We start from the raw sequence: 26485 nt of genomic DNA on the forward strand, positions 1-26485 counted from the left end.
TCGTCGTCAATCATGCCCGCGCCGCGCGGGCGCCCCGCCGGGCGGCGCGTGCGCCGGCCCGCGGACCGCGTCGAAGCCTACCGGGAGCCGTACCCCGGTCGTCTCCGGTCAGTCACCCACGGCCTTGAACAGGGCGGCGACCTCCGCGTTGGTCAGCCGCCGCAGCCGCCCGGTGCGCAGGTCGCCGAGCTTGATCGGACCGATCGAGGTACGGATCAGCCGGGACACCGGGTGTCCCGCCTCGGCCATCAGGCGCCGGACGATGTGCTTGCGCCCCTCGTGCAGGGTCAGCTCCACCTGGGCGGTTTTGCCCAGCGTGTCGACCACCCTGAACCCGTGGACCTTCACCGGCCCGTCCTCCAGCTCGATGCCGGCGGTCAGCCGCTTGCCCAGGTTGCGCGGGATCGGCCCGGCCACCTCGGCGAGGTAGGTCTTGAGCACCTCGTACGACGGGTGCATGAGCTTGTGGGCGAGGGTGCCGTCGTTGGTGAGCAGGAGCAGGCCCTCGCTGTCGGCGTCCAGTCGGCCGACGTGGTAGACCCGCTGCTCCAGCCGCGCGCCGATGAAGTCGGCGAGCTCGGTGCGGCCCTTCTCGTCGGCCATGGTGGTGACCACTCCGCGCGGCTTGTTCATCGCCACGTAGACCAGCCGGACGTCGGCCTGGAGCCGCTCCCCGTCGACGACGATCACGTCGCGGGTCGGGTCGGCCTTGTCGCCGAGCTGCGCCACCCGCCCGTTCACGGTCACCCGCCGCCGGAAGATCAGGTCCTCGCAGGCGCGCCGGGAACCCACCCCCGCGGCGGCGAGCACCTTCTGCAGGCGCTCGGCGCTCTCGTAGACGGGGGCGTCGGGCTTCGGGGCACGGTCATCGCGTCGCATCGGCAAGCTCTTCTACGTCGTCGGGAAGGAACGGGGCCAGGGGCGGCAGGTCGTCCACCGAGTTGAGCCCCAGCTTCTCCAGGAACATGGTGGTGGTCCGGTAGAGGAACGCACCGCTGTCCGCTTCGGTGCCGCACTCCTCGACCAGGCCGCGACCCACCAGGGTACGGAGCACCCCGTCGCAGTTCACACCCCGGATGGCGGAGATGCGGGAACGGGTCACCGGCTGCCGGTAGGCGACCACGGCGAGAGTTTCCAGCGCGGCCTGGGTCAGCCGGACCGACTGCCCGTCCAGTACGAACCGTTCCACGTAGGTGGCGTATTCCGGCCGGGTGTAGAGACGCCAGCCACCCGCGGCCCGGCGCAGCTCGAACCCGTGCCCGGCGGCGGTGTAGCCGGCGGCGATCTCGTCGAGCATCGCGCCGACGCGCTCCGGGGCCTGTTCGAGGACCTCGGCCAGGGTCAGCTCGCTGACCGGCTGGTCGACCACCAGCAGGATGGCCTCCAGGGCGCCGCGCAGCTCCGCGTCGTCGAGCACCGGCGCGGGCGCCGGCTCGGGCGCCGCCCGCCGCCGCCCCCGCTTCGGGGGTACGCCGTTCGTTCCCGCTTCCCCGCTCCCCTGGTCCGCCGCGTCCCGCTCGGACGTGCCGACGTCCGCCCCGCTTCCGCCAGAGATCTTGGTACGGTCCCGCCCCTCCGGGGGCGCCCCCGTACCAAGATCCGACCCGGTTGCGGCGATCTTGGAAGGAATCGGCCCCTCTGAGGGCCGTTCGCTTCCAAGATCTCTGGGCGGCCCTGCGGCGGAGTCGAGATCGTGGGCGGTCCCGGTTCGTGGCGAGTCAGAAGTGTCCGAGATCTCGGGTTCCGCCTGCTCGGCGGCCGAACTGGAGTCGTCCGGCTCGGGCGCGGCCTGGGGCGCGGACGGCCGCTGCCAGGGAGGGATCCAGGCAGCAGCCTGATCGGCCAGCGAGTCGTGGCGTTCCTCGTCGCTCATCCCTCTAACTCCTGCGTCGGTGCGGGTTCGTCCGCGGCGTCGGTCGGCAAGACGGCGTCGGATGCGGCGACGACCGGGGCGCCCGGCGCGGCGGAGCCGGCGGATCCGGCGACATCGCCGTCGGCCAGCGCGGCGGGGGTGGACGTGGTCGTGGATTCGGGGGTGCCGGCGTACTCGTCGACGGTCAGCTCGGCCTCCCCCTCGGCCGGGCCGGTCCAGCGCACCGTCAACTCCTCCAGCGCCTGCTCCTGCACGAACGCGACCAGCCCCTGCCGGTACAGCTCCAGCAGCGCCAGGAACCGCGCCACCACCTCCAGCGTCATCTCGCAGTCGGCGCAGAGCAGCGAGAACGTGGCGACGCCGGCCCGGCGCAACCGGTCGGCGATGATGCCGGCGTGCTCCCGGACGCTGACCCGGACCATGTGCACGTGCGCGATGGACACCTCGGGCACCGGCTTCGGGCTCATCGCCTTCAGCGCGAGCTTGAGCAGGCGCTGCGGGCCGATACCGAGCACCAGGTCGGGCAGCGCCTCGGCGTACCGGGGCTCCAGGGTGACCGCCCGCGGGTAGCGCCGGCCGCCGACCGCCTCCAGCTCGGCGATGTGCGCGGCGGCCTCCTTGTACGCCTTGTACTGCAACAGCCGGGCGAAGAGCAGGTCCCGCGCCTCCAGCAGCGCCAGGTCCTCCTCGTCCTCCACCTCGGCCGAGGGCAGCAGCCGGGCCGCCTTGAGGTCGAGCAGAGTGGCGGCGACCAGCAGGAACTCGCTGGTCTCGTCCAGGTCCCACTGGTCGCCCATGGCTCGCAGGTAGGCGATGAACTCGTCGGTGACCTTGTGCAGGGCGACCTCGGTGACGTCCAGCTTGTGCTTGCTGATCAGCTGGAGCAGCAGGTCGAACGGCCCGGTGAAGTTGTCCAGCCGGACCGTGAAGCCACTGGTCTCCGGGTTGGCGGGCACCACGCCGTCGACCTCGGCGGCCAGCTCCGCGGCGGCGGCGGGGTCGCCGGTGCCGTGCGGCGGGTCGAGGGGCGGTGCGGTCACCGGGAAACCGTAGTCGACGCGGTGGGCGGGCGGCCTGCGGCCTACCGGTCCGCCTGGGCGGCGATCACCTCTCGGGCGAGCTGGCGGTAGTTGCGCGCGCCGGAGGAGGCCGGGTCGAGGGTGGTGATGGGCGCGCCGGCCACCGTCGACTCGGGGAACTTCACCGTCTTGGTGATCACGGTCTGGTAGACCTTGTCGCCGAACGCCTCGACCACACGCTGGAGCACCTGCCGGCAGTGGGTGGTGCGACTGTCGTACATGGTGGCGAGGATGCCCTCGAGCTCCAGGTCGAAGTTGAGCCGCTCGCGCACCTTGTCGATGGTGTCCAGCAGCAGCGCGACACCTCGCAGGCTGAAGAACTCGCACTCCAGCGGGATGAGCACGCCGTGCGCGACGGTCAGCGCGTTGATCGCCAGCAGCCCCAGCGAGGGCTGGCAGTCGATCAGGATGAAGTCGTACTCCTTGCGGATGGTCCGCAGCACCCGGGCCAGGGCCATCTCGCGGGCGACCTCGTTGACCAGCTGGATCTCGGCGGCGGAGAGGTCGATGTTGGCCGGCAGCAGGTGCAGCCCGGCCACGTCGGTCTTGATCAGGACGTCCTCGGCGGTGACGTCGTCCTGCATGAGCAGGTTGTAGACCGAGAGGTCGAGGTTGTGCGGGTTGACGCCCAGGCCGACGGAGAGGGCGCCCTGCGGGTCGAAGTCGACGAGCAGCACCTTGCGGCCGTACTCCGCGAGCGCGGCGCCCAGGTTGATGGTGGTCGTGGTCTTGCCGACGCCACCCTTCTGGTTGGCCATCGCGATGATCCGCGCCGGGCCGTGCCGGTCGGTCGGCATCGGCTCGGGGATCGGCTTGCGCATGGTGTAGGCGGCCGGGTCGGCGGGGCCGAGGTCGGCGCCGAGCGTCGCCTGCTGCTCACGGAGCTCCGACGTCCAGGTCTCGGCACGGTCACCGTTTCCTGCCATGTCCTCGTTGCCCCCTCCCGACGACCACCCGGCGTCGGAGCCGTCCGACGTCCCTCGCGGCGCCGCTGCGCACCCCCGGTCCGTCGTACCTGGAGGTCCGCGCCGATGCCGACTGTACGCCACCGGCCAGCAGCGCGTTCGGTAGCGGGTCGGCGTGTCGGCCGCTCATGCGAGGGCGCGCGGGTGCGCGGTGGCGTACACCTCGCGCAGTCGTTCCACGGTGACCAACGTGTACACCTGGGTGGTGGTCACCGAGGCGTGGCCGAGCAGCTCCTGCACCACCCGCACGTCCGCGCCGCCGTCGAGCAGGTGGGTGGCGTAGGAGTGGCGCAGGGTGTGCGGGGAGACCGCGTCCGGGCCGTCGACCGGCAGGCCGGCCCGGCCGGCGGCGGCGCGCAGCACGCCCCAGGCGCCCTGCCGGGTGAGCGGGCCGCCACGGGCGTTGACGAACAGCGCCGGGGTGCCCCGGCCGGCGGCGAGCAGCGCCGGGCGGCCGCGGACCAGCCAGGCGCGGGTCGCGTCGGCGGCGTACCCGCCGATCGGCACCAGCCGGGCCTTGCCGCCCTTGCCGCGCAGCAGCACCGTGCCGGCGTCGAGGTCGAGGTCGTCGACGGCGGCGCCGACCGTCTCGGAGATGCGCGCGCCGGTGCCGTACAGGAATTCCAGCAGCGCCCGGTCGCGCAGCGCGCGGGGCGCGGCGTCACCGGTGGCCCCGGCCGGACCGGCGGCCTCCAGCAGCCGCAGGACGGCGTCGACGGGCAGCGCCCGGGGCAGCCGCCGCGGCGGCGTCGGCGGGCGGACGTCGCGGCCGGGGTCGGCGCCGGCCAGACCCTCGCGCAGCGCGAAGCGGTGCAGGCCGCGCACCGCGCTGGCGGCGCGGGCGGTGGACGAGACGGCCAGCGGCGGGTGCGTGTCGTCGCCGGCGCGCAGCCGGGCCAGGTGCGCCTCGACCTGGGTGGCGCCGGCGGCGGCCAGGTCGGTCACCCCGACGTCGGCCAGGGTGGCGAGGTAGCGGTCCAGGTCCCGACGGTACGAGGCGAGCGTGTTCGCGGACAGTCCACGCTCGACGGTGAGGTGGTCCAGGTAGCCCCGGACCGCGCGGCGCAGGGCCGGCGCGGGTTCCGCGCCGGCCCGGTCCACCGTGGGGTCGGTCAGCTGAGCACCTCGGCCAGCGGCAGCACGTCCATGCCGTGCGCCTCCGCCACCGGGCCGTAGACGACCTTGCCGGCGTGGGTGTTCAGGCCCAGCGCCAGCGCCGGGTCGCTGCGCAGCGCCTGCTGCCAGCCCTGGTTGGCCAGTTCGAGGGCGTACGGCAGGGTGACGTTGGTCAGGGCGTAGGTGCTGGTGTTCGGCACCGCGCCGGGCATGTTCGCCACGCAGTAGAAGATCGAGTCGTGCACCTTGTAGACCGGGTCGGCGTGCGTGGTCGGCCGCGAGTCCTCGAAGCAGCCGCCCTGGTCGATGGCGATGTCGACGAGCACGCTGCCCGGCTTCATCCGGGAGACCAGCTCGTTGGAGATCAGCTTCGGGGCCTTCGCGCCGGGCACCAGCACCGCGCCGATGACCAGGTCCGCGTCGAGCACGGCCCGCTCGATCTCGTACGCGTTGGAGGCGACGGTCTGCAGGTGGCCGCGGTAGATGGCGTCGGCCGAGCGGAGCCGGGCCACGTTCTTGTCCAGCAGCAGCACCTCGGACTGGAGGCCGAGGGCGATGGCGGCGGCGTTCAGGCCGGACACGCCGGCGCCGATGACCACGGTCTTGGCCGCGTACACGCCGGAGACGCCGCCGGGCAGCACGCCCCGCCCGCCGCCGGTGCGCATCATGTAGAAGGCGCCCACCTGCGGGGCGAGCCGGCCGGCCACCTCGGACATCGGGGCGAGCAGCGGCAGCGAACGGTCGGGCAGCTCGACCGTCTCGTACGCGATGCCGGTGACCTTGCGGTCGACGAGCGCGTCGGTGCACTCGCGGGAGGCGGCCAGGTGCAGGTAGGTGAAGAGCACCTGCCCCTCGCGCATCCGGTGGTACTCCTCGGCGATCGGCTCCTTGACCTTGAGCACCAGCTCGGCGGTCTCCCAGACCTCGTCGGCGGTGGCCAGGATCTTCGCGCCGGCGGCGGCGAACTCGTCGTCGGTGATGCTGGAGCCGACCCCGGCGCCGGCCTCGACGAAGACCTCGTGGCCGTGGCGGGTGAACTCGTTGACGCCGGCGGGCGTGATCGCCACCCGGTACTCGTGGTTCTTGACCTCGCGGGGGATTCCGACCTTCACGATGCAGACACCTTCCTCCGGGGCGGCTCACCCCCGACTGAACGGCGCCGCGACGGCTCCGTTGCCGACGCGGTCCACCGGTCCCGCCGGCGGCAGTCTAGGCGCGTGGGAGGCCCGGGGACGCCAACACAGTGACATCCGGTGCCCGGTGGTGCTGACGATCTGTCAGGCGTGGACCGGGCTGCCCGGTGGAGACGACCTCAGCCGACAGGACAGACTTCGGTAAATATATTCCCACCGGCGGGTGCCGGTGCGGACAGGACGCGAGTGGATCACTATGGTGTCCGCTCATGACCACTCCTTACCAGCAGTACCCGCAGGGCGTCTCGGACAAGAGCAAGGTCGTCGCGGGCGTCCTCGGCATCCTGCTCGGCTTCTTCGGCGCCGGGCGGTTCTACATGGGCGACACCAAGACCGGCGTCCTCCAGCTCGTGGTGAGCGTCGTGACCTGTGGCTTCGGCGCCCTCTGGGGCACCATCGACGGCATCCTGATCCTGGTCAACGGTGGCGTCGACGGGCAGGGTCGCCCGCTGCGCGACTGAGCGCCGACACGGAAGGGGCCGCGCGGTGCGTCGCACCGCGCGGCCCCTTCGTCGTCCGTCCCGGATCAGCGCGGCAGCGGCGCCTCGGGGCGGCGCAGCTCGGTGAAGCCGGTCTCCCGCGCCCGGGCGGCGGCGAGCAGCCCGGCCACGCAGGACGCGTTGGTGATCTCGCCGGCGAGCACCATCCGGACCGCCTCGTCGAGGTCGACGCGGACCACCTGCAGGTCGGCCTCCTCGTCGTGCCGGTCGTGCCGCTGCTCGGCCGGCACGTCGCCGAGGTCGCGGGCCAGGAAGACCCGGACCACCTCGTCGGAGAAACCGGGCGAGCTGTGCAGGTCGACCAGCACGTCGACGCGTCCCGCGGTGAGGTCGGCCTCCTCGGCCAGCTCCCGCGCCGCCGCGGCGGCCAGGTCCTCCCCGCTGACGTCCATCAGACCCGCCGGCAGCTCCCACAGGTGCCGGCCGACCGGGTGCCGGTACTGGCGGATCAGCACCACCTGGCCGGCGTCGTCGAGCGCCACCACGGCCACCGCGCCCACGTGCCGGACGTAGTCGCGCGCGGCGGTGCCGCCGCCGGGCATGGTCACGTCGTCGCTGACCACCGAGAAGATCCGGCCGGACCAGACGTCCCGGCGCGCGGTCACCTCGTAGCGGTGCTCCACACCGCTCACTTGGCCGACGCCTTCGCGGCGCCGCCGCGGCCGGTCTTCTTCGCCGTGCCGTCCAGGTCCACCGGGAGCTGGTCGGCCTCGGAGTACGCGACCGCGGCGCCGACGAACGCGGCGAACAGCGGGTGCGGCCGGGTCGGGCGGCTCTTCAGCTCCGGGTGCGCCTGGGTGGCCACGAAGAACGGGTGCAGCTCGCGGTCCAGCTCGACGAACTCGACCAGCCGCCCGTCGGGCGAGGTGCCGGAGATGGTCAGGCCGGCCTTGGTGAGCTGGTCGCGGTAGGCGTTGTTCACCTCGTAGCGGTGCCGGTGCCGCTCGCTGACCTCGGTGCTGCCGTACGCCTCGGCGACGATCGAACCCTCGGCCAGCTTCGCCGGGTACGCCCCGAGCCGCATGGTGCCGCCCAGATCGCCCCGGCCCGCGACGATGTCCTCCTGGTCGGCCATGGTGGCGATGACCGGGTGCACGGCCTCCTCGTCGAACTCCAGGGAGTTCGCGCCGTCCAGGCCGGCCAGGTGGCGGGCCACCTCGATGGTCATGCACTGCAGGCCGAGGCAGAGGCCGAGCAGCGGAACGCCGTTCTCCCGGGCGTACCGGGCGGTGCCGACCTTGCCCTCGATGCCGCGCACGCCGAACCCGCCGGGGATGACGATGCCGTCGACGCCGGCCAGCGCGGCGGCCGCCCCGGCCGGGGTGACGCAGTCGTCGCTGGGCACCCACTTGAGCTGCACCCGGGCGCGGTGGCCGAACCCGGCGGCCCGGATCGCCTCGCTGACCGACAGGTACGCGTCGGGCAGGTCGACGTACTTGCCGACCAGCGCGACGGTGATCGTGTGGCGGGGCTGGTGCACCCGCTCCAGCAGGTCGTCCCAGCTGGTCCAGTCCACGTCGCGGAACGACAGGCCGAGCCGGCGCACCACGTACGCGTCGAGGCCCTCGCGGTGCAGCACCTTCGGGATGTCGTAGATGCTCGGCGCGTCCGGGGCGGCGGTGACCGCCTCCCGGTCGACGTCGCAGTACAGCGACAGCTTCTCCTTGACCTTGTCCGGGATCTCCCGGTCGCAGCGCAGCACCAGCGCGTCGGGCTGGATGCCGATGCTGCGCAGCTGCGCCACCGAGTGCTGGGTCGGCTTGGTCTTCAGCTCGCCCGAGGGCGCCAGGTAGGGCACCAGCGACACGTGCAGGTAGAAGCAGTTGTCCCGGCCCAGGTCGTGGCGGATCTGCCGGATCGACTCCAGGAACGGCAGCGACTCGATGTCGCCGACCGTGCCACCGACCTCGGTGATCACCACGTCGGGGACCTGGCCGTCGGCGTCCGGGTCGGCCATGCCGAGGATCCGGGCCTTGATCTCGTTGGTGATGTGCGGGATGACCTGGACGGTGTCGCCCAGGTATTCGCCGCGTCGCTCCTTGGCGATCACCGCCGAGTAGATCTGCCCGGTGGTGACGTTCGCCTTGCCGGAGAGGTCCCGGTCGAGGAACCGCTCGTAGTGCCCGACGTCGAGGTCGGTCTCGGCGCCGTCCTCGGTGACGAAGACCTCGCCGTGCTGGAACGGGTTCATCGTGCCGGGATCGACGTTCAGGTACGGGTCGAGCTTCTGCATCACCACGCGCAGCCCGCGCGCGGTCAGCAGGTTGCCGAGGCTGGAGGCGGTGAGGCCCTTACCCAGCGAGGAGGCGACGCCCCCGGTGACGAAAATGTGCCTGGTCGTCCGTGCTGAAGGGGCCAAGGCCTGCTCCCGTGTCGTCCGTAGCGGTCGTGCGAACCGCCGTGCCGATCAGCCAAGTGATCACGCGATCCACGGGATTCCACGGTAACACCTTCCGGACGGTGAGCCGGCGTCGCACCCGCTGTCGGTGCACGTGGGGCCGCATCCGCCGCCCGGGGCGCGCCCCACGGGCGTCAGCCGGCGGGGATCTCGGTGGGGGTCGCGGTCGGCTGCGTGGGCACCCGGGGGCCGGCCGAGGGCTCCTCCCCCGCCGCCGGTGAGCCGCCCGCGGCCCGCGTCGCGCTCGCGGAGGACCCGGCGGGCCGGTCCACGTCAGTGGCGGGGCCGGAGGCTCCTGACGGCGCCTCGCCACCGTCGGACGGGGCACCACCGGCCGACGCGCCGCCAGCTCCCGACACGCCGCCCGACGCCGCGCCACCGCCGGCCGCGCCACCGCCGGCCGGGCCACCGCCGGACGGGGTCGCGCCGACCTCACCCCCGGGACGGCCGCTGTCGGGCCGGGTGCGGTCGGTGGAGTGGTCGAGCACCCGGAGCGCGGCCAGCGCCGCCATCGGCACCACCAGCGCCCCCGCCGCACCGGCCACGTCCAGCGCCGAGCCGCCCAGCACGCCGCCGAGGCCGGCCGCCACGCCGGTGCCGGCCATCGCCGCCCGGATCGCGGGGTAGATGCCGAACAGCCGCATCAGCCCACCCCAGGGCTGGAGCAGGGCCAGCCAGACCAACGCCGCCCCGGCCAGGGCCAGCACGGTCAACGGGCTGTTCACCAACGTCTGGAAGTTGGAGGTGCTGGACCGGTGCACGGTGAGCCCGCCGGTGCCGTCGCCGAGCGCGGCCAGGAACCGGCCCAGGCTGCCCCGCTCCACCGCCGGCCGGCCCAGGTCGACCAGCGCGAACCCGATGGTGACGGCCAGCCCGGCCATGGTGGCCCAGGCCAGGCGGCTCACGGTCAGCCACCCGCCGGTGCAGATCGCGGCGGCGACGCTCACGCCGGCGGTGAGCGCGATCGCGCCGATCGAGTCGGCGCCCAGATAGGGGCTGCCCACGATCACCACCGCGACGCCGCCGACCGCGACCATGACGAACGGCCGCCAGCCCCGCCGGACGCGTTGGGCCAGCCAGCCGCCGCACAGCAGCGACCCGGCGATGAACACACCCAGCCCGACCGTGCCCAGCCCGGCGTACCGGCCGCCCTCCAGGGCGGAGTAGCCGACCACGCCGTTGAGCTGCAACCGGGAGCCGGTGAGCACGTCCACGCCGACCACCAGCGTGGCCAGCCCGGCGACCGCGCCCAGCGGCCCGAGCGTGCGGTCGTGCCCGGGGGTGAACCGGACCGCCGCAGTGCCGCCGACGATGAGCAGGGCGGTCACCGAGGCGAACCACCAACCGGCGTGATGCCCACGCCACCAGGGCGCGGCGTCGGCCAGCAACGCCGCCGGCACGGCCAGCGCGGCGGCGATCAGCAGCAGCTCCACCACGGCGACCACGCGCCGGGACACCGGTGCGGGCCCGTGCGGGCCGGCCAGTCGGCGGGCCCGGCGCAGCAGCGGCAGCACCGCCACCGCGAGAGCCAGCTGGGCGGCGGCCAGCAGGGTGAAGAACCAGCCGGCGACCCGCCGCTGGGCGGCGGCCTCCCGGTCGGCGTCGGCGGGCGCCTCGATCGCGGTCCGCAGGTCGTCGGGCCGGTCGTCGACCGTCACGGCGGGCCGACCCAGGAACGCCCGTTCCGGCATCGGCCGGCCGAGCGCGGCGAGCGCGGTCGGCGCCAGGTCGACCAGTTGCAGGTAGCCGGCCCGGGCGGTGCTCGCGGAGGTCAGCCACCCGCCGTCCCAGCCGGGACCGTCGGCGACCGCGACGTGCAGCCGCGCCGGCGAGTCGGTGTCGGAGACGCCGGCGACCAGCACCAGCGAGTTCGGCGGCCGGGCGGCGAGCACCCGGGCCAGCCGGGCGTCGGCCTGGCGCGCCTGACCGGCGCGGACGGCCGGGTCGTCGTCGTCGACGGTGCCCACGTCGACGATGCTCAGCACGCAGGAGCCGAGCAGTTCCGCCGGGTCCTCGGGCAGCGCCGGCGCGTACCGGTCGACCCGGCCGAACGGCCGGGCTGCGGCCACGGCGGCGCCCGGGCCGACCGCCACCGAGCAGCGCACCGACTCGGCCAGCGCCCCGGGTGTCGCGCCCCAGGCGAGCTTGTCCTGGTTGTACGCGACGACGGACTCCTGGTCGGGCAGGTTGGCGCCGATCCGGTCGGGCTGCTCGACGCTCACCCCGGTGGCCGGGCAGCCGCCGCCGGTCCGGGGGCCGTTCCAGGCGGCGAAGTTCCCGGCGCCCAGGGTCAGCCACCCGTCGACCGGGCAGGTGGGGCGGTGCGCGGAGCGCACCGAGAGGGAGCCGATCGCGCCCTGCTCGGCCATCCGCCACAGCGTCGGGGTGTTCTGCGGGTCGACGTCGTCCCAGCGCAGACCGGCGGCGCCGACCAGCACCACGAAGTCGGCGCTGCGCCGGGGCGTGCCGTCGTCCGGGCGGGCCGCCAGCGCGGTGACGCCCAGCGCCACCACCACCAGCGTCAACAGCACCGGGACGAGTCGGCGCAGCATCAGCGGTTCCCCGTCGAGTGCTGGGGCGTCAGCTCCGCGTAGAGGGCGGCGAGGGCGGCCACGGTGTCGGCCTCGGTGGGCCAGGTCGCGGCCCGCGCCGCGCCGCGCCGGCTCAGCTCGGCCCGGCGCGGGGCGTCGTCGAGCAGCTCACGCACCGCCGCGTCGACGGCGTCCACGTCACCGGGCGGCACCAGGACCGCGGCGTCGCCGACCAGCTCCGGCAGGCCGCCGACAGCGGTCGCGACCAGCGGTACGCCGGCCCGCAGCGCCTCCTGCGCGAACAGCTGCCGAGCCTCCCAGTCGCTGGTGACCACGGCGAGGTCGGCGCCGGCCAGCAGGTCCGCCACGTCGGTGCGGTGCCCGAGCAGGGTCACCGGCGCCCGGGCGGCCGAGATCCGCGCGGCCAGCGGCAGGTAGGCGGGCCCGCTGCCGGCGATCACCACCGCCGGGGCGGGGGTCCGGGTCCGCCACCGGGCGGCCGCGTCGATCAGCACGTCGTACCGCTTCTGCGGGTGCAGCCGGCCCACCGAGAGGATCAGCGGACGGTCCCCGGTGACCCCGAACTCGGCCCGCACGGCGGCGCGACGGCGGCGCGGCGCGGGCAGCGCGGGCGCGGCGACCGGCGCGAGGCGGGCGTCGGTGGCGCCCAGCGCGGCGGCCCGCTCGACCAGGTCGGCGGAGGCGCCCAGCGCGACCCGGACGGAGCGGGCGACGACCCGCTCCACCAGCCGGGACACGGTGCCGCGCAGCCCACCGGCGAGCACCGCGTTGTGCCAGGTCACCACCAGCGGGGCGGCGGGGCGGGCGAGCGCGGCGACCAGCCCGGCGCGCAGGCCGTGCGCGTGCACCACGTCGACCGGCGTCTGCGTGAGCGCCCGGCGCAGCGCGGTGACCGCGCGCGCGTCGCCCGGGGTGGGGCTGGCCGGGATCTCGACCGGCGTGAACCGGGCGCCCGCCCCGGTGAAGTCGAACTGGTCCTGGGTGGCGGCCGGGCCGCAGACCAGCACGGCGGCGCCGGCCTCGGTCAGGCCTCGGGCGACCGAGCGGACGTGCTGCCCCACCCCGCCGGTGCTGGAGGCGAGCACCAGGGCGACCGACCCGGGCCAGCGCGGTGCCGGCGAGGCGTCCGTCATGAGGAAACGGTCTCCTTTCCGTCGCCCCGCTCGCCGGGGTGCTGGTCGGTCCGCGGGCCGTCGGCCCCGTCGGCCGGGCGCCGCCGGCGTACCCGGCGGGCCAGGGCCGCGAGCAGCGGCCGCAGGTCGCGGGCGTCGGTCAGCCAGGCGACGGCGAGGAACAGGACACCGACCACGACCCCGGACAGCATGCCCTGCGCGAGGGCCGCGAGTGTCGTCGGGGTCCCGTCGCCGAGCCCGGCGAGTCCCCGGGCGGTGGCCACTCCGCCGGCGGCGGCGACGGCGGCGGCCAGCAGCCCGGCGGCCCCGGCCCGCCCGACGCCGGCCAGCGCCTCCCGGCCGGCGGCCCGGCCCACGGCGGCGAGCAGCAGGCCGCCGAGCAGCACCATCCCGGCGGAGGTGGCCAGCGTCACCGCGAGCACCCGGTCGGCCAGCGGCAGCGCCTGGCCGAGCAGGACCGCGAGCGCGGGCACGCTCAGCCAGCCCACCGCGGTGGCGACGCTTGCCGCGCGGGTCTCGCCCCGCGCGTAGAGGGCCCGGGTGAGCACTGCGAACAGGCCGTAGCCGAGCAGGCCGGGAGCGAAACCGGCGATCCCGACCGCCGCGGTCCGCGCGTCGAGCGGGTCGCTGAAGAAGAAGTGCCCGACCGGGATGGCGGTGCCGACCAGCGCGGCGGCGCCGAGCAGGCTGAACAGCACGATCCCGCGCACCGCCGGCGCGAGGGTCTCCCGGTAGGCCCGTTCGTCACCGCTCGCCCGGGCCGCCACCAGCGTCGGGTACGCGGCGACCGCGAGCGGCACCGCCAGCACCGCCCAGGGCAGGAAGTAGACCGTCTGGGCCAGGTTGTAGACGCCGACGTCGGCGACCCGGCCGTAGGTGACCTGGTTGAGCGTGACGGCCAGCGCGATCTGCTGGGCGGCGACGGTGACCACGCCGGCGGCCACCAGCCCGCCGACCCGGGCCCGGGCGTCGGCCGGGAACCGGTAGCCCGGCCGGATCGACAGCCGCAGCCGGCGCAGCGGGATCAACAGCGACAGCGACAGCACGACCACGCCGAGCGTGGTGCCGCCGGAGAGCAGCAGCTCGCCGCCGCGCCCGGCCACGCCGATGGTGGCCAGCCGGCCCTCGACGGCGGTGAAACCGAGGTAGACCGCGATGACCGTGAGGCTGGACAGCAGCGGCGCGATGACCGGCCAGGCGAACCGCCGGTGCGCCTGGAGCACGCCGGTGAGCACGATCCCCACGCCGTAGAGCGGCAGCTGCGGGGCGAAGACCCGCAGCATCCGCGCGCCGGAGGCCTGCCGGACCTCGCCCAGGCCGTGCCCGAGCAGGCCCATCAGCGGGTCGGCGAACAGCGCCACCAGCACCGCCAGCGGCACCAGCAGGCTCAGCGTCCAGGTCAGCAGCGCGCCGGTGGTGGCGGCCACCGCCCGCCGGTCACCCGCCTCGACCGCGCCGGCCAGCAGCGGTACGACGAGGCTGGCCAGCGCCCCGCCGGCGACGATCTCGAAGATGAAGTTCGGGACGTAGTTCGCCACCAGGTAGGCGCCACCGAGGTCGGTGGGGGCCAGCGACCAGGTGAACACGGCGGTGCGGCCGAACCCGGCGAGCCGGCTGACCACGGTGAGGACGGCGATGAGGGCGGCCGCGCCGGCGACGCGGCCGGCGGCGGCGAGGGGTGCCGGTTTCGTCACGTCAGTCGGCGAGCCGGCCCAGCTCGTCGAGGTGTCGCAGCCCCGGGGTCCGCTGGATCACCTGGGTGAAGCTGACCTTCTCGCTGGCCGCGGTCAGCGCGGCGAGCACGGCCAGCACGGCGGCGCGCCCGAGCGGCCCGGTACGCGCGGCGAGGCTGACCCCGAGCACCGCGCCGAGCGCGTTGGCGCCGCTGTCGCCGAGCATCACCCGCTCGTCCAGGTCCTCCCGGACCAGGCCGGCGGCGGCGCCGACGGCGCCCGCCGCGATGCCGCCGTAGGGGCCGGTGGACAGCGGCGCGCCGAGCAGCATGCCGGACTTCAGCGCCCGGCCGGGGCGCAGGTCGAGCAGGTTGACCAGGTTGGCGGTGCCGGCCACCACGCCGGCGCCGAGCAGCACGTCGAGCCCGCGCCCGAGCGTGCCGGCCCGCTGCCGGCGCGGGTGGGCGGCGACCCGCCGGTCGGCGGCGAGCAGCGCCGCGGCGCCGAGCCCGGCCGCGCCCACCCCGGCGACCTTGACCAGCCCGGCGGTGACCTGCCCCTCGCGCAGCGCGGCGAGGTGCCCGGCGAACCCCTTGGCGGCCTTCTGTTCCGGGCGGGCGCCGACCACGTCGTCGTAGAGCCCGACCGCGCCCGCGCCGACCCCGGCGAGCAGGGCGGCCGCGCCGGCCGGCGCGCTGCCGGCGCCGAGCGCGCCCGCGGTGGCGGCGCCGACGGCCAGTGCCGGACCGGCGGCCAGGGTCACGGTGCGGCCCCGGTAGTTGGTGCGCTCCAGCGCGGGCGCGCTCGGCGACATCCGCACCTCGCGCAGCACGTAGCGGGCGGTCAGCACCCCCGCGCCCACGGCCAGCAGCCGACCCAGTCTCACGCGACCCCTCCGATCCGGACTCCGAACGCGGCGCGGCACGGACCGGACGGCCCGGGCGCGTTCACTGGGGCAGTTTAGGCAGCAGGCCGGTGGCGTTGTCGCCCACGCCGTACTGGCCGGTCTTCTTCTCGGCCAGCTGCTGCGCCAGGGCGAGGCTGGTGACCAGCTGGCCCTGCACGGTGTTGGCGTTGTCGACGGTGGAGATGGTCTGCGACAGCACCGGGTCGCCGCGGACCACCGCGACCAGGTTGCCGCCGGTGGAGCCCATGCCGGCGACCACGAGCACCCCCGCCCGGTCGAACTGCTCGGCGATCTTGACCACCGACTCGTCCTTCTTCGCCGAGTCCTTGTCAACGTACGGCTGGCCGGTGACCAGCACGACGGCCTCGGCGGCGCCGGAGATCTTGTCCTCCGGGGTGAGGTAGCCGGCGGTGGCGTACTTCTCGAGCACGCCGCGCCGGTCGGCCTCGCTGACCGGCGCGCTGCCCGCCGGCCGGTCCACCAGGACGTTGGCCAGCAGCGCGCTGGAGGTCTCCACGCCGTGCCCGTTGCCGGGCAGGTTGGCGGTGGGCGCGCTGTTCGGGCGGGCGGCGGTGACCGCCAGCTCCAGCAGGTTGTTGTTGCTGTCCGGGTTGATGAACTTGTCCTGGAGGTCGACGCGGCCGGTGACGTCGGCGCCGGCGGTCGCCAGCATCTTCAGCACGCCCTCGGTCTGGTCCCGCCCGCTGGGCAGGGTGAGCACCAGCACCCGGCGGCCGCTGAGCTTGCCGGGCAGGACGAGCTGCGCCATCTCGGCGGCGAAGTCCTCCTCGGTCTCCAGCTGCTTCTGCATGCTGTTGACCGACTGGCGCATCAGCGAGTTGTCCTTGCGCAGGCCGTTGACGTTCTCCCGGAGCGAGTCGGCGACCGGCCCGTTGAGGGCGGCCGTGCCGACCACCAGGCCGATCGCCAGCGCGAGGAAGACCGCGGTCAGGGACACCACGTGGTAGCGGAAGTTGATCACGCTTGCAGCCTCTTGATCGTCGGGGGAGCTAGAAGAGCTGGCCGAGCTGGAACACGAAATTGTCCCACCATTCGGAGACCACGCCCAAATACGCCTTCCCGACGGTGGATACCGCCACCGCGGAGGCCATCGCGGCCACCGCCGAGAGGACCAGCAGCAGCAGCGACGAACCGGAGATGCTCTGCCGGTAGAGCCGGCTGACCCCCTTGGCGTCGACCAGCTTGCCGCCCACCTTCAACCGGGTCAGGAACGTCGACGCCATGCCGCCACGGCCCTTGTCGAGGAACTCCACCAGGGTGGCGTGGGTGCCGACGGCCACCAGCAGCGAGGCGCCCTTCTCGTCGGCCAGCAGCATGGCCAGGTCCTCGCTGGTGGCCGCCGCCGGGAACGTGATCGCGGGGACGCCCAGGCCGTTGACCCGGGGCAGCCCCGGGGCCCGCCCGTCCGGGTAGGCGTGCACGATCACCTCGGCGCCGCAGCGCAGCACGTCGTCGGTGACCGAGTCCATGTCGCCGATGATCATGTCGGGGGTGTAGCCCGCCTCGACCAGCGCGTCAGCCCCGCCGTCGACGCCGATCAGCACCGGCTTGAACTCGCGGATGTAGGGCCGCAGCACGTCCAGGTCGGCCTTGTAGTCGTAGCCGCGGACCACGATCAGGCAGTGCCGGCCCTGGATCTGGGTCTGGATCTCCGGCACGCCGACGCCGTCGAGCAGCAGGTCGCGTTCCTGCCTGAGGTAGTCCATCGTGTTGGCGGCGAACGCCTCCAACTGCACCGACAGGCCCTCCCGGGCGTCGGCCATCGACTTGGCCACGGTCTCGGCGTCCTGCAGCGCGCCGTGCGCGACCGGTTCGTCGCCGACGAAGACGGTGTTGCCCTCGATCCGCACCAGGTCGCCCTCGCGGACCTGCTCGAAGACGCTCTCCCCGAGGTCGTCGAGCAGCGGGATGCCGGCCGCCACCAGCACCTCGGGGCCGAGGTTGGGATAGCGGCCGGAGACCGACGGCTTGGCGTTGAGCACCGCGGCGACCCCCACCGCGACGAGCGAGTCGGCCGCCACCCGGTCCAGGTCGACGTGGTCGATGACCGCGATGTCACCGGGGCGCAGGCGACCGACCAGCCGTTTCGTCCGGCGGTCGAGGCGCGCGGTGCCGAGGATCGAGCCCGGTTCCGCGTTCCGGGTCCGGCGCAGTGTGGGTAGACGCATCGTGACCATCCTGGCATGTGGGGCAGGTAATGCTGTCGCGACATGCCTGAGCAGGGCCGCCTACCCAGGGAAGCACACCGGGACGCGCCCCGGTGTGCTTGCGCTCACAATCGGGGCATCACGGACGCCTTTCCTTGGCCGCCACGGCCAGGAGTTCCTCGGCATGAGCGATACCCAGATCGGAATCCGGCAAACCGGCGAGCATCCGGGCCAGCTCGCGGGCCCGCTCGGTGTCCTCCACCACCCGCACGCCGCTCGTGGTCACCGCGCCGCCGGTGTCCTTCGCCACCACCAGGTGCCGGTCGGCGAACGCGGCGACCTGCGGCAGGTGGGTGACCACGAGCACCTGGTGGCTGCGGGCCAGCCGGGCCAGCCGGCGGCCGATCTCCACCGCGGCCTGGCCGCCGACCCCGGCGTCGACCTCGTCGAAGACCAGCGTGGGCGGGCCGCCGGAACCGGCGAACACCACCTCGATGGCCAGCATCACCCGGGACAGCTCACCGCCGGACGCGCCCCGCTGCAACGGCAGCGCCGGCGCGCCCGGGTGGGCGAGCAGCCGCAGCTCGACCTCGTCGGCGCCGTCCGCGCCGACGCCCGCCTCGACGCCGTTGACCGGCAGGCTCGGCTCGGACCGCCCGGCCGGCCGGGACAGCACCGCCACCTCGATCCGCGCGTGCGGCATGGCCAGCCCCGCCAGCTCGACGGTGACCTGTTCGGCGAAGCGGACCGCGGCCTCGTGCCGGGACGCGGAGACCCGCCCGGCGAGGTCGGCCACCTCACCGGCCAGCCGGGACGCCTCGCGGTCCAGCTCGTCCAGCAGCTCGTCGGAGGTGTCCAGGTCGGACAGCCGGGTTCGGGCCCGCTCGGCCCAGGCCACCACCCCGTCGACGTCGTCGGCGTACTTGCGGGTGAGCGCGCGCAGCGCGGCCCGCCGCTCGTAGATGGTCTGCAGGCGGGCCGGATCGGCGTCCAGCGCGGCCAGGTAGGTGGACAGCTCGGCGGCCACGTCGGTGACCAGCGTCGCGGCCTCCTCCAGCCGGGCCGCCAGCTCACCCAGCGCCGGGTCGGTGCCGGCCTGCGCCTCCAGCGTGCGCCGGGCGGTGCCCAGCAGCGCGGTCGCGTCCGGCGCCTCGTCGGTGGCCTCCACGCCGCCGGCCACGCACTGCTGCGCCACCTGCGCCGCGGTGCGCAACCCCTCGGCGTGCTCCAGCCGCTGCGCCTCCGCCTTCAGCTCGTCGTCCTCCCCCGGCTGCGGGTCGACCCGGGTGATCTCGTCGAGGCCCAGCCGCAGCAGGTCGGCCTCCTGGTTGCGCTCGCGGGCGTTGCGCCGCCGGTCGGCCAGGTCGTCGACCACCGTCCGCCACCGGCCGTACGTCTCGCGCAACGCGTCGAGCAGCTTCTCGTGCTCCGGGCCGGCGAACCGGTCCAGCGCGGCCCGCTGCTCGGCCGGGCGCAGCAGCCGCAGCTGGTCGGACTGCCCGTGCACCGCCAGCACCTGCTCGCCGACCTCACCCAACGTCGACACGGGCATGCTGCGCCCGCCCAGGTGGGCGCGGGAGCGGCCCTCGACGGTGACCGTGCGGCTCAGCAGCAACGAGCCGTCCTCGTCGGGCTCGCCGCCGGCGTCGATGATCCGGGCGTGCACCGCCTCGGCCACCCGCCCGCGCAGGCGCAGCCGCCCCTCGACCACCGCGCGGCCCGGCTGGGCGCGCACCCGGCCGGCGTCGGCCCGGCCACCGAAGAGCAGGCCGAGGCCGGTCACCACCATCGTCTTGCCGGCGCCGGTCTCGCCGGTGATGACGTTCATCCCCCCGGCCAACGGCAGCGTGGTGTCCTCGATGACGCCCAGTCCGGTGATGCGCAGCTCTTCCAGCACAGCACCCGACAGTAGCCCCGCCGTGTGACAGTTGACCAGCCGGCACGGTGGCCTGTGGACGCCGTACAGTTCTGGCCCGTGCTGGAGGAGATCGGTCTGACCCCGGGCGAGGAGCAGCTCTACCGCAGCCTGGTCCAGGCGAGCACGGCCCGGGTCGAGGAGCTGGCCGAGCGGCTGGGGCGCCCCCGCGCCGAGGTCGCCGCCCGGCTGGACACGTTGCGGGACAAGGGCCTGGTGCTGCCCACCGGCCCGGGACCGGACGCGCCGCTGCGGCCGCTGGCCCCGGACGTCCCGCTCGGTGAGGCGCTGCTGCGCCGCCAGTCCGCGCTGGAGGCGGCCCGCGCCGCGGTGACGCAGCTCGCCGAGGACTACCGGGCCGGGATGCGCCGCCACGACGCGGCCCACCTGGTCGAGGTGGTCACCGGCGCGCGGGCGCTGCGGGAACGCCTGCGCGACCTGCAGGACGGCGCGCGCGACGAGGTGCTCTGGTTCTGCCGCGCCAACCCGTTGGCGATGCCCGGCCCGGAGAACGTCGAGGAGTTCGACGCGCTGGCCCGGGGCGTGCGCTACCGGGCCATCTACGAACGCGCGATGCTCCTCGAACCCGGCGCGCTGGCCGACGTCGAACGCGGCGTACGGGCCGGCGAACAGGCCCGGGTGCTCGACCGGCTGCCGGTCCGGCTGGCCGTGGTGGACGGCCGGACCGCGATCTGCCCGCTGGTCCCGGACCGCGACGGCGGCGAGCCCACCGCCGCGGTGATCGGCCGCAGCCAACTGCTGGACGCGCTGGTCGCGCTCTTCGAGAGCCACTGGTTGATGGCCACCCCGCTGGGCGCCTCCGCCGACCGCGACGCCGCCGGCTACCAGCCCGACGACGACGAGGTGCGGCTGCTGTCGCTGTTCGTGGCCGGCGTCCCGGACAAGTCGATCGCCTCCCAGCTCGGGGTGAGCCGGCGCACCGTGCAGCGACGGCTGGCCGACCTGATGACCGCCGCCGGCGTGGACACCCGCCCCGGGCTGGCCTTTCAGGCCGCCCGCCGGGGCTGGATCTGACCGGGGTCGGGGCGGGACGGTCCCCAGAGCCGTCCCGCCCCGACCGGTTCAGCGCAGCCCGTACGCGTCGTACACGGTCTGCGTCACCGAGCTGCCGGCCCGGTCGGACGCGCGGACGCGCAGCGACACCGCGCCCCGCCCGGCCGGCACCTCGACGGTGAACCGGGCGCCGGCTCCCCGCACCGCCGCCGTCCGCCAGGTGCGCCCGCCGTCGAGGGAGACCTCGACCCGTACCCGCAGGCCCGTCGGCGCGGGCAGGCCGGCCGGCTGCCGCAGCGTCAGGCCGACCGCGTGCGGACGCCGGCCGGACACCTCGCCGCGCAGGTCGGCCGGGACCCGGTAGTCGACCTGGAGCAGCGGCAGCGGCCGGGCCGCGTCCCCGGCCGGGCGGGCCGAGGTGAACTCCCACGCCGTCTCGGTGCGGGTGGCCCACCGCCACTCCGGCGACGACCGGGCGGTGGTCACGTCCAGCCGGTAGCGGGCCCGACCCGGTGTGGCCGGCACCGGCGCCCAGCCGGCGGAGAGGTCGGCGATCGGCTGCCCGTCCCGGCTGACCCGGCGGGTGACGGTGTCCTGCTCCTCGGCGTACCCGGCGGCCCCGGCGTGCCCGTCCGCGTCGACGAACTCGGCCAGCCGCAGGTCGAGCGTGTCCCCGGTCCGGCTCGGCGCGGTCACCCCGACGCCGGCCGGCACGGCCGGACGCACCAGCGGCGCGTACCACGTCTCGACCGCCCGGTCGGTCCCGGCGTACCGCCGGGGCGCGGCGTCCAGACCGCCGTTGAGCTGCCCCCAGTTGGCGAACATCAGCCGGTGCAGGACCCGGTGCTGCCACCACGAGTCACCGGCGCTGACGAACTCCTGCCGGGTGGTCCCGGTGCGCACCATCCGCTGGTCGTCGTTCCAGGAGAACTCCTGCCAGGGCCGCCACCCGAACCGCTGCTCGGTCGACCAGTCCAGCCCGCCGGTGTCGCCGTAACGGGCGGTCACCTCGGCGGTGTTGCCGGCGGTGACCCGGTGCGTGATCCGCTCCGGCACCCGGCCCCGCGACACCTGGAACACGTCGTAGAGGTACGGGCTGTCCACGGTCAGCGTGAGGTCCAGCCGGGCCCGCCCGGTCCGGGCGGCGGCGAGCAGCCGCTGCCCGTCGTCGTACGCCACCGCCAGCGCCGCCACCGGCAACCGGTCGCCGGTGGGCCGCCAGACCGTCCACGCGCTGCGGTCCGCGGGCCGCACGATCAGCACGGCCGCCACCCCGGCCGCCGCGGCGGCGGCCACCTGCTCCTCCTCGGACCGGTCCTCGGCGGTGGTGAGCAGCGCCGCCGCTCCCCGCGCGCCGGCCAGCTCGGCCGGGGTGCCGGTGCCGGCCGCCAGCAGGCGCAGCCGCTGCCGGCCGGCCGGGGCCGGCGACTGACCCATCAGGTTGACGTCCAGCGGCCCGGACACCCCGGGTACGCGGGCGTCCACCATCGGCGCCACCAACTGCCAGCGGGAGGAGAACTCGAACTCGCCCCGACGCACCGGCCGGGTCGGCGTGACGTTCAGCTGCTGCACCGTGCTGAACGCCATCACCCCGTGGTCGACCTGCCGGCCGTTGCCGAAGACCCGGTGCTCGTAGAAGCTCAGCGTGGCCCGCTGCTCGGCCGGGCGCGGGGTTTCGATCCGCACCGGCGTGCCGCGCCTCGGGTCCAGCACCACGGTGAGGTCCCGGTCCACCGTCAGCTCCGGGTCGGTGACCAGGGTGAGCTGCTCGTCCAGCGGCGCGCCGTGCTCGATCAGCGCCTGGAGCAGGTACGGGCCCTCCTCCACCTGGACCTGCCAGTCCCCGCCGCCGAGCCAGCCCAGCGCGTCGGACTCCGGGTGCTCGCCGAACAGCGTCACCACCGGCGCCGGCCCCGGCCGGCCGGCCATGTCCAGCGCGCGCAGCGTCACGGTGTGCTGCGGGCCGCTGAGGGTGAGCCCGACCGCCGTCCGCACGCTCACCCCGTCGGTCCCGGTCGCGGTCAGCCACCCGCCGTACGGGCCCCGGTCGAGCCGCGCCGGGTCGGCCCGCAGCGGCACGTCCACGCCGCCACCGGCCGGCACCGTCACCGCGCCGCCGTCGAACGTCACCCCGTCCGCCTCGGCCGTGCCACTGTCCAGGTTGCGCAGGTCCAGCGCCAGCCGCAGCGTCTGCGCGGTCGCCGTGCCGTTGACGTAGCGCACGGTCCGCGTCGCCGCCGGCGCGCCGGTGGCCAGCCGGCCGAAGTCGGCGGTGGCCGTGCCGTACACCCGCTGGCCCAGCGCCCGGGCCACGTCGACCCGCCCGCCGCCCTGCTCGAACACGGTCGGCCCGGCGGTCAGCTTCGCGGTGCTCACCAGCGCGTCCTTGAGCTGCGCGGCGGTCCAGTCGGGGTGCTCCTGGGCGAGCACGGCCGCCGCGCCGGCCACGTGCGGCGTGGCCATCGAGGTACCCGACGCCCGGGTGTAGGCGGCGTCCACCGGCGTGCCCATGGCGGTGCCCTCGGCCCGCGCGGCGACGATCCCGACGCCCGGCGCGGTGATCTCCGGCTTCAGTCCGTTGTCGCCCAGCCGCGGGCCGCGGCTGGAGAAGTCGGCCAGCGCGTCGTCGCGGTCCACCGCGCCGACGGTCAGCGCGGCGCTCGCCGCGCCCGGCGAGCCGACGCTGCGGGCCGTGCCCTCGTTGCCGGCCGCGACCACGAACAGCGCCCCGGTGGCGGCGGTGAGGTCGTTGACCGCCTGGCTCATCGGGTCGGTGCCGTCGGTCGGCGCGCCGCCGAGACTCATGCTGATCACCTTGGCCCCGGAGTGCGCGGCCCACTCCATGCCGGCGATGATGCCGGAGTCGTAGCCGGAGCCGGAGTCGTCGAGCACCTTGCCGACCAGCAGCCGCGCTCCCGGCGCCACGCCCTTGCGCAGGCCGCCGGAGGCGGCGCCGCTGCCGGCGACGGTGGCCGCCACATGCGTGCCGTGCCCGTGTCCGTCGCGGGCGCTGCCGCCGCCGGTGAAGTCCCGCGCCTCGGCGATCCGACCGGCCAGGTCGGGGTGCCCGGCGTCGACGCCGGTGTCGAGCACCGCCACCCGCACCCCGGCGCCGTCCCGACCGGCCGCCCACGCGGCCGGCGCGCCGATCTGCGGCACGCTGTGCTCCAGCGCCACCCGGGCCCGCCCGTCCAGCCAGACCCGTTCCACCCCGGCCCCGAGCCGGGCCGGTCCGTCGCCGGTGACCCGGGCCGACGCCGTGCCCCGCAGCGACGTCCACAGCGCGCCGAGGTCGCCCTTGCCGACCCGCAGCGCGGCGCCGTTGATGCTCGCCAGCGGACGGGCCTCGGTGGCGCCGGCGAGCGCCCGCACCCGGCCGGCGGCCGGGTCCCGGTAGCGCACGATCAGCGGCAGCGCGGCCGAGCCGGTGTCGCCGTACCCCTGCTCGACCAGCTCCTGCACGTCGAACAGGTCCGGGTCGAGCACCCCGGCGGACAGGTACGGCACCACGTCGGCGGGCAGCACCCGCAGCCCGCCGTCGACCTGCGTGGTCTGGAAGACGATCCGGTCGCGTCCCGGACCGGGGTGGACCGTGGCGGCGATCCGGCCGGGCGCGGCCCGGACCAGCTCGACCCGGTCGCCGGTGATCAGGGTGACGCGGGCGGGCGCCGCGCCCGGGGCGGGTGTGCCCGGGGACGGGCCCACGGGCCGGGCGGGCGGGTCGGCGGACGCCGGTACGGCGAGCCCGACCACCAACGCGCCGACCGCGCCGGCGGTGAGCCAGCGGGGGAACCGGTGCATGCGATGTGCTCCTCTACTCCGAGGCCGGCCCCGTGAGGCCGGCGATCGGAGTCTGCGACGGCGCGCACCGCCCGGTCACCGGGTACGGGCCGCCGCACCGGCGACATGTCGCCAGGTGGACACGGCACGGCCCGGATGGGTGGTCGGGGCGCCGGACGTCGCGTCGTCGCCCAGCTCGTGCGCCGCCGCTTCCTCCGGCGGCGGCTCGACGAGCTGTCGGCCCGACCGGGGTCGACACCCGACCGGGCGCGGCGCGCCGGTCCACCCGCCGTGGCCCGGCCGCGAACGCTCCGGCGCCCCGACCGTCGCGGACCGACCACCCCCTGGTCGGGCCCGCGACCACCGGGTCACGCGTCCGGGAACCGGCGGGCCTCACCGCCGTGCCCGGACTCACCTCGACGTGACCCGTGCGCCCACGGTAACGCGCGCCGGGGCGGAGCCGGCCGGATCTGAGCGGCCGATCAGCGCCGGTTGCCGCGCCAGCCCTGCACGGGCAGGTCGAACTTGGCCACCAGCCGGTCGGTGAACGGACGCGCCCGCAGCCGGACGATGCGCACCGGCAACGCGCCCCGCCGCACGGTGACCCGGGCGCCCGGCGGCAGGTCGTAGACCCGCCGGCCGTCGCAGCAGAGCACCGCGAGCGTGGTGAACGGGTCGACCGTGATGGCGAACGTGGACGTCGGCGCGGTGACCAGCGGGCGGCTGAACAACGCGTGCGCGCTGATCGGCACCAGCAGCAGCGCCTCCACCTCCGGCCAGACCACCGGGCCGCCGCCGGAGAACGCGTACGCCGTGGAGCCGGTCGGGGTCGCGCAGACCACGCCGTCGCAGCCGTAGCGCGACAGCGGCCGGCCGTCCACATCGACGAGCAGCTCCAGCATCTGGGCGCGTTCGCCCTTCTCCACGCTGATCTCGTTGAGCGCCCACGACTCGATGGTCGGCCCGCCGTCGAACTCGGCGGTCACGTCGAGGGTGAGCCGCTCGTCCACTGTGTAGTTGCGCCCGACCACGTCGCGCACCGCGGTGTCCAGGTCGTCGATCTCCGCCTCGGCGAGGAAGCCGACCTTGCCCAGGTTGATGCCGAGCAGCGGCGCCTTCGCCGGGCGGGCCAGCTCGGCGGCGCGCAGGAACGTGCCGTCCCCGCCGAGCGCGAAGACGATCTCCGCGCCCTCGGCCGCCTCCGGGCCGGTCACCGGCACCACGCCGGGCAGGTCCAGGTCGTCGGCCTCCTCGGCCACGACCCGCACCTCGAACCCGGCCGCGATCAGGTCGGCGGCCACGGACCGGGCGTGCTCGGTGCTGCGTCGACGGCCGGTGTGGGTCACCAGCAGCGCGGTACGGCTCATCCGGACACCTCCTCGGTCGTGGCCGCCGTCGCGGCGGCTCCCTGCGGGCCGGCGGCCACCACCGCGCGGACCCGGTCGGGATCGGCGGCGGGCGCGCCCCGGCGCAACCATACGAAGAACTCGACGTTGCCGCTCGGCCCGGGCAGCGGGCTGGCCGCCACGTCGGCCAGCCCGAGGCCGAGCCGCGCGGCGGCCGCGGCGACGTCGAGCACCGCCTCGGCCCGCAGCGCCGGGTCGCGCACCACGCCGCCGGCGCCGACCCGCTCCTTGCCGACCTCGAACTGCGGCTTGACCATCAGCGCCAGGTCGCCGTCGGGGCCGGTGCAGCCGGCCAGCGCCGGCAGCACCAGACGCAGTGAGATGAACGACAGATCGGCCACCGTCAGGTCGACCGGCCCGCCGATCGCCTCCGGCGTGAGGGTACGCACGTTCGTGCGCTCGAACACCCGGACCCGCTCGTCGGTGCGCAGCGGCCAGGCGAGCTGCCCGTAGCCGACGTCGACGGCGACCACCTCGGCGGCGCCGGCGCGCAGCAGCACGTCGGTGAAGCCGCCGGTGGAGGCGCCCGCGTCCAGGCAGCGCCGGCCGGTCACGGTCAGCCCGCCCGGGGCGAACGCGGCGAGCGCGCCGGCCAGCTTGTGACCGCCCCGGGAGACGTAGTCCTCGGTCGGGTCCTCGCCGGTGACCAGCAGCGGGTCAGCCGGGTCGACCATGGCGGCGGCCTTGCGGGCCGGCACTCCGCGCAGCTGCACGCGACCGGCCTCCACCAGCGCGGCGGCCTGCTCGCGGGAGCGGGCCAGGCCACGCCGGACGAGTTCGGCGTCCAGCCGGGTACGACGAGCCATCGGTGTG

Annotated in this window: 20 protein-coding genes; 2 read left to right on the forward strand and 18 right to left on the reverse strand. The window is 75.3% G+C overall.

Going from position 1 to position 26485, the window contains the following annotated elements:
* Positions 1-108: 108 nt before the first annotated feature.
* The 6 genes from COO58_RS14015 to ald form a co-directional block, all read right to left on the reverse strand.
* On the reverse strand, positions 109-879 hold the full coding sequence (locus COO58_RS14015) for a pseudouridine synthase (protein ID WP_091577834.1): 771 nt from the start codon (positions 877-879) through the stop codon (positions 109-111).
* The gene (gene scpB / locus COO58_RS14020) at positions 866-1873 is read right to left on the reverse strand and encodes an SMC-Scp complex subunit ScpB (protein ID WP_098745286.1); all 1008 of its coding nucleotides are present in this window, start codon (positions 1871-1873) and stop codon (positions 866-868) included. Before scpB ends, COO58_RS14015 begins: the two co-directional genes overlap by 14 nt.
* Complete coding sequence (locus COO58_RS14025; protein WP_098745288.1) at positions 1870-2913, reverse strand: ScpA family protein; 1044 nt, start codon at positions 2911-2913, stop codon at positions 1870-1872. The genes scpB and COO58_RS14025 overlap by 4 nt, the downstream gene beginning before the upstream one ends.
* Before the next feature lie 41 nt (positions 2914-2954).
* On the reverse strand, positions 2955-3878 hold the full coding sequence (locus COO58_RS14030; RefSeq protein ID WP_013285595.1) for a ParA family protein: 924 nt from the start codon (positions 3876-3878) through the stop codon (positions 2955-2957).
* A gap of 165 nt (positions 3879-4043) precedes the next feature.
* Positions 4044-5018, reverse strand: coding sequence for a site-specific tyrosine recombinase XerD (locus COO58_RS14035; RefSeq protein ID WP_098745290.1), 975 nt, complete (start codon positions 5016-5018; stop codon positions 4044-4046).
* 11 nt (positions 5019-5029) lie between these two features.
* The gene (gene ald / locus COO58_RS14040) at positions 5030-6145 is read right to left on the reverse strand and encodes an alanine dehydrogenase (protein ID WP_091577845.1); all 1116 of its coding nucleotides are present in this window, start codon (positions 6143-6145) and stop codon (positions 5030-5032) included.
* Positions 6146-6375: 230 nt separating this feature from the next.
* On the opposite strand from ald, the gene COO58_RS14045 reads away from it, so the two are divergent.
* Positions 6376-6687 (forward strand): TM2 domain-containing protein, encoded by a 312-nt coding sequence (locus COO58_RS14045; RefSeq protein ID WP_255292701.1) that lies wholly within the window; start codon positions 6376-6378, stop codon positions 6685-6687.
* Between the two features lie 65 nt (positions 6688-6752).
* Here the strand turns inward: COO58_RS14045 and COO58_RS14050 are convergent, their stop codons facing one another.
* The 9 genes from COO58_RS14050 to recN all read right to left on the reverse strand — a co-directional run bounded on the left by COO58_RS14050 (position 6753) and on the right by recN (position 19454).
* Complete coding sequence (locus tag COO58_RS14050; protein ID WP_098745293.1) at positions 6753-7358, reverse strand: NUDIX domain-containing protein; 606 nt, start codon at positions 7356-7358, stop codon at positions 6753-6755.
* The gene (locus tag COO58_RS14055) at positions 7355-9085 is read right to left on the reverse strand and encodes a CTP synthase (protein WP_098745294.1); all 1731 of its coding nucleotides are present in this window, start codon (positions 9083-9085) and stop codon (positions 7355-7357) included. Before COO58_RS14055 ends, COO58_RS14050 begins: the two co-directional genes overlap by 4 nt.
* A gap of 173 nt (positions 9086-9258) precedes the next feature.
* Positions 9259-11676 (reverse strand): hypothetical protein, encoded by a 2418-nt coding sequence (locus COO58_RS14060; protein WP_091577855.1) that lies wholly within the window; start codon positions 11674-11676, stop codon positions 9259-9261.
* Positions 11676-12809: a glycosyltransferase family 4 protein gene (locus tag COO58_RS14065; protein ID WP_091577857.1), complete on the reverse strand. Its 1134-nt coding sequence runs from the start codon at positions 12807-12809 to the stop codon at positions 11676-11678. Before COO58_RS14065 ends, COO58_RS14060 begins: the two co-directional genes overlap by 1 nt.
* Positions 12806-14503, reverse strand: coding sequence for a murein biosynthesis integral membrane protein MurJ (murJ, locus tag COO58_RS14070; RefSeq protein ID WP_098745296.1), 1698 nt, complete (start codon positions 14501-14503; stop codon positions 12806-12808). The genes COO58_RS14065 and murJ overlap by 4 nt, the downstream gene beginning before the upstream one ends.
* Before the next feature lies 1 nt (position 14504).
* On the reverse strand, positions 14505-15368 hold the full coding sequence (locus COO58_RS14075) for a hypothetical protein (protein ID WP_091577863.1): 864 nt from the start codon (positions 15366-15368) through the stop codon (positions 14505-14507).
* Positions 15369-15429: 61 nt separating this feature from the next.
* Positions 15430-16371 (reverse strand): copper transporter, encoded by a 942-nt coding sequence (locus COO58_RS14080; protein ID WP_091577865.1) that lies wholly within the window; start codon positions 16369-16371, stop codon positions 15430-15432.
* A 28-nt stretch (positions 16372-16399) separates the two neighbouring features.
* Positions 16400-17578: a putative cytokinetic ring protein SteA gene (gene steA, locus COO58_RS14085; RefSeq protein WP_091583714.1), complete on the reverse strand. Its 1179-nt coding sequence runs from the start codon at positions 17576-17578 to the stop codon at positions 16400-16402.
* A 118-nt stretch (positions 17579-17696) separates the two neighbouring features.
* Entirely contained in the window at positions 17697-19454 is a 1758-nt protein-coding gene (gene recN, locus COO58_RS14090; protein ID WP_098745298.1) for a DNA repair protein RecN, read from the reverse strand.
* A 54-nt stretch (positions 19455-19508) separates the two neighbouring features.
* On the opposite strand from recN, the gene COO58_RS14095 reads away from it, so the two are divergent.
* A complete protein-coding gene (locus tag COO58_RS14095) occupies positions 19509-20507 on the forward strand; it encodes a helix-turn-helix domain-containing protein (protein ID WP_255292619.1) in 999 nt (332 codons plus the stop codon).
* A 48-nt stretch (positions 20508-20555) separates the two neighbouring features.
* On the opposite strand, the gene COO58_RS14100 is transcribed toward COO58_RS14095, so the two are convergent.
* The 3 genes from COO58_RS14100 to COO58_RS14110 all read right to left on the reverse strand — a co-directional run bounded on the left by COO58_RS14100 (position 20556) and on the right by COO58_RS14110 (position 26478).
* Entirely contained in the window at positions 20556-24287 is a 3732-nt protein-coding gene (locus tag COO58_RS14100) for a S8 family peptidase (RefSeq protein WP_098745299.1), read from the reverse strand.
* 461 nt (positions 24288-24748) lie between these two features.
* Positions 24749-25633, reverse strand: a complete 885-nt coding sequence (locus COO58_RS14105) for an NAD kinase (RefSeq protein ID WP_091577872.1) — start codon at positions 25631-25633, stop codon at positions 24749-24751.
* A complete protein-coding gene (locus COO58_RS14110; RefSeq protein WP_091577874.1) occupies positions 25630-26478 on the reverse strand; it encodes a TlyA family RNA methyltransferase in 849 nt (282 codons plus the stop codon). The genes COO58_RS14105 and COO58_RS14110 overlap by 4 nt, the downstream gene beginning before the upstream one ends.
* Between the last annotated feature and the right edge of the window lie 7 nt (positions 26479-26485).

The organism is Micromonospora sp. WMMA1996 (assembly GCF_002573675.1).
GTDB lineage: Bacteria > Actinomycetota > Actinomycetes > Mycobacteriales > Micromonosporaceae > Micromonospora > Micromonospora sediminicola.